At 66.7% G+C, this 6,265-nt stretch carries 4 protein-coding genes and 2 pseudogenes; 5 read left to right on the plus strand and 1 reads right to left on the minus strand.

What is annotated here, in order from left to right:
* Positions 1-114 precede the first annotated feature (114 nt).
* Both OC184_RS19220 and OC184_RS19225 read left to right on the plus strand, forming a co-directional pair.
* Positions 115-219: pseudogene (locus OC184_RS19220) on the plus strand (ZinT/AdcA family metal-binding protein); the annotation flags it as partial.
* A gap of 180 nt (positions 220-399) precedes the next feature.
* The gene (locus OC184_RS19225) at positions 400-1,677 is read left to right on the plus strand and encodes an NAD(P)/FAD-dependent oxidoreductase (protein WP_265508768.1); all 1,278 of its coding nucleotides are present in this window, start codon (positions 400-402) and stop codon (positions 1,675-1,677) included.
* Here OC184_RS19225 and OC184_RS19230 read toward each other — a convergent pair.
* The gene (locus OC184_RS19230) at positions 1,674-2,564 is read right to left on the minus strand and encodes a LysR family transcriptional regulator (protein WP_265508770.1); all 891 of its coding nucleotides are present in this window, start codon (positions 2,562-2,564) and stop codon (positions 1,674-1,676) included. The two genes, OC184_RS19225 and OC184_RS19230, sit on opposite strands and share 4 nt — an antisense overlap.
* Before the next feature lie 202 nt (positions 2,565-2,766).
* Between OC184_RS19230 and OC184_RS20625 the strand changes: the two are divergent.
* From OC184_RS20625 to amaB, 3 genes and pseudogenes are all read left to right on the plus strand, one after another.
* A pseudogene (locus OC184_RS20625) lies at positions 2,767-3,570 on the plus strand (2-oxoadipate dioxygenase/decarboxylase family protein); the annotation flags it as partial.
* A 74-nt stretch (positions 3,571-3,644) separates the two neighbouring features.
* The gene (locus OC184_RS20630; RefSeq protein WP_378927059.1) at positions 3,645-4,064 is read left to right on the plus strand and encodes a 2-oxoadipate dioxygenase/decarboxylase family protein; all 420 of its coding nucleotides are present in this window, start codon (positions 3,645-3,647) and stop codon (positions 4,062-4,064) included.
* Positions 4,065-4,068: 4 nt separating this feature from the next.
* On the plus strand, positions 4,069-5,598 hold the full coding sequence (gene amaB, locus OC184_RS19240; protein ID WP_265508772.1) for an L-piperidine-6-carboxylate dehydrogenase: 1,530 nt from the start codon (positions 4,069-4,071) through the stop codon (positions 5,596-5,598).
* Positions 5,599-6,265: the final 667 nt, after the last annotated feature.

Genomic DNA, 6,265 nt, shown 5'->3' on the forward strand with positions numbered 1-6,265 from the left:
TCTCAGACGAAGGCGGCTGTGCCAGAAATACGACGATCAGACCAAACCTGAAGCCGCTGCTCTGCGGACAACGGCACATGCGTGAAACCGCTTGACTGGGACGACCCCGTTACCGAAGTCTGGACCTATGTCGCCGGCAACCGTGGCGTCCGGTATGTCTTCGAGAAGACCAGCGGCAATGACTCCGCCCCCGATTTCATCCAGTTCAGCGATCACCGACAGCTATACACAGCATCAAGTGCACCAATAGGATGGCCAGGCGCCGGTGCGCCGGTCCTCTGCCCGCCTTGATCTCCTGGTCAGAGTGAGATCAGATCAAGACAGCGCTGTCGCAGCGGCTTTCTCTTTGGCAAAGGATGTGGTCGGAACCTGTCAGACAGATCATGGAAGGTTGTTCACATGCAGGGAAACCCGCGCAGCCACGGGCTGTGGGAAAAGACCGCCCGGCCAGCGCCGGTCACGGCGCCGCTTGCGGACAAGACACGGGCCGAAGTGGTGGTCATCGGCGGCGGCTATACCGGCCTGTCGACCGCCCTGCATCTTGCCGAACGCGGCACCGACGTCGTCCTGCTCGAGGCGGTCGAGATCGGCTTCGGCGGTGCGGGACGCAACGTGGGCTTGGTGAACGCCGGCATGTGGGTGATGCCCGACGCGCTGGTCGATACCCTGAAGGTTGAGCGTGGGGAACGGCTGATCGACTTCCTGGGCGAGGGTCCGGCCCATGTCTGGGACATCATCGAACGCTATGGCATCGACTGCGAGGCGACGCGGGCGGGAACGCTGCATGTCGCCGCCGACAGGACTGGCCTCGCCGAACTGCAACAGCGCCACGAGCAATGGTCGCGGCGCGGCGCGCCGGTGCAGCTGCTGGACGCAGGGGCTGCGGCTGAGAGACTGGGCACCTCACGCTATCACGGGGCGCTTTTCGACGCGCGGGCCGGCACCATCCAGCCGCTGGCCTATGCGCGAGGCCTTGCGGATGCCGCGATCGGGCGGGGCGCGCGGATCTTCACCGGATCGCCCGCGACCGAGCTGCGGTCGCATGACGGGGGCTGGCGCATCGCCACGCCCCAGGGTGCGGTGACGGCAGGCAAGGTGGTCTTCGCCACCGATGCTTATACCCGCCACCTGATGCCCGAGATCCGCACCCAGCAGGTCTTCCTTCCCTATTTCAACCTGGCGACCGCGCCCTTGCCCGACGACGTGGCAAAAAGGATCCTGCCGAACCGGGAAGGGGCCTGGGACACGCGCGAGGTGCTGACCTCGTTCCGGATGGACCGGCGGAACCGGCTGGTCTTCGGGTCGGTCGGCGCGCTGCGTCACGGCGGCCAGGCGATCCACCGGGCTTGGGCGCGGCGGGCGCTGAAGCGGACCTTCCCCCAGATTGGCCGGGTCGAGTTCGAGGCCGAATGGTACGGCACCATCGGCATGACCAGCGACAACCTGCCCCGCTTCCACCAGCTGGCCGAGGGGGTCGTGACCTTCTGCGGCTACAACGGCCGCGGCATCGCGCCCGGCACCGCCTTCGGCCGCTGCCTTGCCGATTGGTTGACAGGTGGCAACACCGAACTGCCCCTGCAACCCACGCCTCCGCAGCCCGCATCCCTGCGCGCCCTGCGCGGCGCCTATTACGAGGCAGGCGCGCAGGCCTATCACCTGATCGACGCGCGCGGCTAGTCGGGCAGGCGGCCGACCTGTGTGATGATCCACTGGCGGAACGCCACGGCGACGGGGTCGGACGCGCGCTCATCGGGCGTGACCACATAATAGGCGGCCTCGGTCGTCAGCGCGCTTCCCCCAAGCGGGCAAAGATCGCCCGCCTGCAGTTCCCGCTCGATCAGATAGGTCGGCAGCAGGGCCGCGCCCATCCCGGCCAGCGCGGCTTCAATCAGCAGAGAGAACTGGTCGAAGCGGTGGCCCTGGAAGCCGCGCGCCGCAGGCTCTCCCTGGGCCTCCAGCCATTCGGGCCACAGCATCGGCCGCGACGCCAGATGCAGCAGCGGCAGCTCCTCGGGCGGGGTGCCGGTGTTGATGACGGCGGGTGCAGCCACCGCCAGCACCGTCTCGGCGCACAGGTAGGTGCAGCTTGCCCCCGGCCAGACCGGCTTGCCGTGATGGATCGCGACATCGACTCCGGCCTCGATCAGGTCGAACGCGCCCTGCCGCGCCGTCACGCTGACTTGCAGGCCGGGATGGGCCTGCAGGAACCCCGGCAGGCGTGGCATCAGCCAGCGGCTGCCGAAGGTCGGAAGCGTGGCCAACGACAGATGCCCCGTCACGTCGCGGCCGCTGGCCGCGCGCAGCGTCAGATGCTGCAGCCCGGCCAGAAGGGCCTCGATCTCGGGGCGCAGGCGCTGGCCGGCGCTGGACAGCACGATCCGCTGGCGCACCCTTTCGAAGAGGGCGATCCCCAGTTGAGTCTCAAGGTCCTTTACCTGACGGCTGACAGCGCTTTGTGTCAGGTTCAGCTCGACCGCGGCGCGGGTGAAGCTGCCGTGGCGTGCAGCGGCCTCAAACGCCTGAAGCGCGGCAAGGTCGGGAAGTTGGCTGCGGCTCAGCTTCATTCCGGTTTCTCATCAAGTCAGTCGTATCCATCGCGTTTCATTGCGAAGTTGATACTGTATGGAAGTGAATGAAGCGCCTGGCAATATCAAGGACGTCGGCATGACGACCACAGGACTCATTTCGCCCGGTGAGATCCACGAGGGATTTTCGGCTGAGATGTTGGCGATGTACCGTGACAAGCTGCCCGCTTATGGTACGGGGATGGAGCTTGTCCCCCAGGTCGATGCCGAGGTGCTGGACCGCGATCCGGGTCTGCGGGACGCCCTGTCGCAGTCCAACCATCTGAACCGGATCTTGCAAAATCGCCACGGCGCGATCCGCGTGGGGACTGCGGCCGAGCTGTCGACCATCCGGCGCCTGTTCGCGGTGATGGGCATGCAGCCGGTCGGCTATTACAATCTGACGGAGGCCGGCGTCCATTCGACGGCCTTCCGTCCGGTGGCCGAGGAGGCGCTGCGCAGCAACCCGTCCCGGGTCTTCACCTCGCTGCTGCAACGTGACCTGATCGACGGCGCGGCATTGCGCGCCGACGCCGAGACGATCCTGGCCCGCCGGCAGATCTTTACCCCCGGTTGCCTGGCGTTGGTTCAGAACGCCGAGAAAAACGGCGGCCTCGACCAGGCAGACGCCGACCACTTCTTGGCCGAGGCGCTGGAGACCTTCGGCGGGCATTCAGGCGCGCTCGTCGCTGCGGGCCTTTACCAGCGGCTGCACGATGCGCACCGGCTGATCGCCGACGTGGCGCCCTTCAAGGGGCGGCATTGCAACCATCTGACGCCGCACACGCTGGACATCGATAAGGTGCAGGCGCGGACGCCTGCCCACGGGATCGCCCCTTACGCAGTGATCGAGGGTCCGCCCACCCGCCGCCGCTCAGTCCTGCTGCGCCAGACTTCGTTCAAGGCGCTGCGGGAGCGCGTGATCTTCCCAGGAGAGACGGCGGCCAAAGGGTTCCACATTGTACGCTTCGCCGAGATGGAGGCGTGGGGCATTGCCCTGACGCGCAAGGGCCGCGCCCTTCATGGCCAACTGCTGACCTATACCCGCCGCCGACAGGTCGAACGCGCACGGATACGAGCATGTGCTGGCCGACGTCTTTTGCGGCCTTCCCCGACGACTGGACCGAGGTCCGCAGGCAGGTTTTGGGATATCTCCAGTGGTCGCCGACCGGGAACGGAGAGGTCGCGGGCGACGAGCCCGAGGCCCTGCTGGCAAGCGTCCTGCGCTGCGAGCCGATCGTCCACGAGGATTTCATGCCGGTTCCCGCGGCGGGCATCTTCCAGTCCAACCTTGGCGACGAAGCCGTCAGGACTGTGCCACCTGCCCCAACCAGCAGCGGTTCAAGGCCGATCTTGGCCAGACGGTGCTGGATGAATTCGCCCACTATGCCCGGATCGAGGCCGCCACCCTGGCCACCTGCCTTAACAGGGTCCCGGCATGATCGCCGCGGAGCGGTCTGCCTGCCACCCTGTGGCAAGACACGAAACAAGAAGGAATGACCCGATGAAAGACGCATCCGAAATGGATCTCAAGAGCATCGCCCGCTCCGTTCTGGAGAAGCTTGGCGCCGACACCTCCGCCTTGGACAGCGGCAGCATGGCGAGTTTTTCTCCCGTCACGGGGGAACAGCTCGCTGCGCTGCCCGAACATTCCGTCGCCGACGTGACGGCGGCCATTGGCCGTGCGGCCACGGCCTTCCGCAGCTGGCGGAAGGTGCCCGCACCGCGCCGGGGCGAACTGGTCCGCCTGATGGGCGAGGAACTGCGCGCGGCCAAGGATGATCTCGGCCGCCTCGTGTCGATCGAGGCGGGCAAGAGCCCGTCCGAAGGCGCGGGCGAGGTGCAAGAAATGATCGACATCTGCGACTTCGCCGTCGGCCTCTCGCGCCAGCTCTATGGGCTGACCATCGCGACCGAACGCCCCGGCCACCGGATGATGGAGACCTGGCACCCGCTTGGCGTGGTGGGCGTCATCTCTGCCTTCAACTTCCCCGTCGCGGTCTGGTCGTGGAACACCGCTCTGGCCCTCGTCTGCGGCAACCCCGTCGTTTGGAAGCCGTCCGAGAAGACCCCGCTGACCGCGCTGGCCTGCCAAGCGGTCCTGGACCGGGCGCTGGCCCGTTTCGGCGACGCCCCCGAGGCGCTGAGCCAGGTCGTCATTGGCGGCCGCGAAACCGGCGAGGCACTGGTCGACGACCCGCGCGTGGCGCTCGTCTCGGCCACCGGATCGACCCGGATGGGCCGGCAGGTCGGCCCGCGCGTCGCCTCGCGCTTCGGCCGCTCGATCCTGGAACTCGGCGGCAACAACGCAGGCATCGTCTGCCCCTCGGCCGATCTGGACATGGCGCTGCGGGCCATCGCCTTCGGGGCCATGGGCACCGCCGGGCAGCGTTGCACCACGATGCGGCGCCTGTTCGTGCATGACAGCGTCTATGACCAGCTGGTGCCGGGCTTGATCAAAGCCTATGGGTCTGTTTCGGTCGGCAATCCGCTGACCACGCAGGCGCTGGTCGGGCCGCTGGTGGACGGTCAGGCCTACGAGGCGATGCAGGCCGCGCTGAAGGCCGCGGAGGATGCGGGCGGCACTGTCCATGGCGGCACCCGAGTAACGGACGTCGCACCCGAGGCCGCGTTCTACGTCAAGCCTGCCTTGGTCGAGATGCCCTCCCAGACCGGTCCGGTGCTGGAGGAGACCTTCGCGCCGATCCTCTATGTTATGCGCTACAGCGACTTCGAGGACGTGATCGAGCAGCACAACGCCGTGGGCGCGGGTCTGTCCTCCTCGATCTTCACGACCGACCTGCGCGAAAGCGAGGCCTTCCTGTCGGCGGCAGGCTCGGACTGCGGGATCGCAAACGTCAACATCGGCACCTCGGGCGCCGAAATCGGGGGCGCCTTCGGCGGCGAGAAGGAGACCGGCGGCGGCCGCGAAAGCGGCTCGGACGCGTGGAAATCCTACATGCGGCGCGCGACCAACACGATCAACTACTCGCACCAGCTGCCGCTGGCGCAGGGCGTCGTGTTCGACATCTGAGGGCCGGATGGACATCAGCAGCAGCATGTTCTGCCCCGCCGGTCGGATCGAGGATCTCGGCGTGTCCAAGATCCTCACCATCACCGCCCGCGCCACGGCGTTGAAGCGCAAGGGGCAGCCGGTCATCATCCTAGGCGCGTGTGAGACAAGGCCGACCACATCAGGGAGGCCGCCGTCGCGGCCATCCACTAGGGCCAGACGAAATGCACCGCCCTCGACGGCAGTTCCGAGATGAAGCGCGCTATCCGCGACAGATTCCGGCGTGAGAGCGGCTTGGACTTCACCAGGACGAGGTGACGGCAGGGGCGGGCGCCACGCGGATCATCTATAACGCGATGATCGCTACGGTTAGGATGCGTTGATTTCTATAGCGCTGCGCGATCACCCTGCGCTGTCGATCGTGGTGCAATGCCGCCAACTGTCGACCTCGCGCTCTGCCCTTCTACCATGAACCGGTCGGAGAGACGGAGCAGAACCTCAGCCTGATGCAGCTGATCGACAAGCAGTTCCTCGACACCCCCTTCTACGGGGTCCGGCAGATGTGAGCTACTCCCCGATCCTTGGACAGCTTCCCGGCTGATTTAAGCTTCTGGCTGGGCGTGCTGATCGGTTTCGATACTATTGAAGTAGACCACGGCGGGCGGCCGTCCGCTATGGGCGGTGTGGG

The sequence above is a fragment of the Paracoccus rhizosphaerae genome (assembly GCF_026162645.1).
GTDB classification, from domain to species: domain Bacteria; phylum Pseudomonadota; class Alphaproteobacteria; order Rhodobacterales; family Rhodobacteraceae; genus Paracoccus; species Paracoccus rhizosphaerae.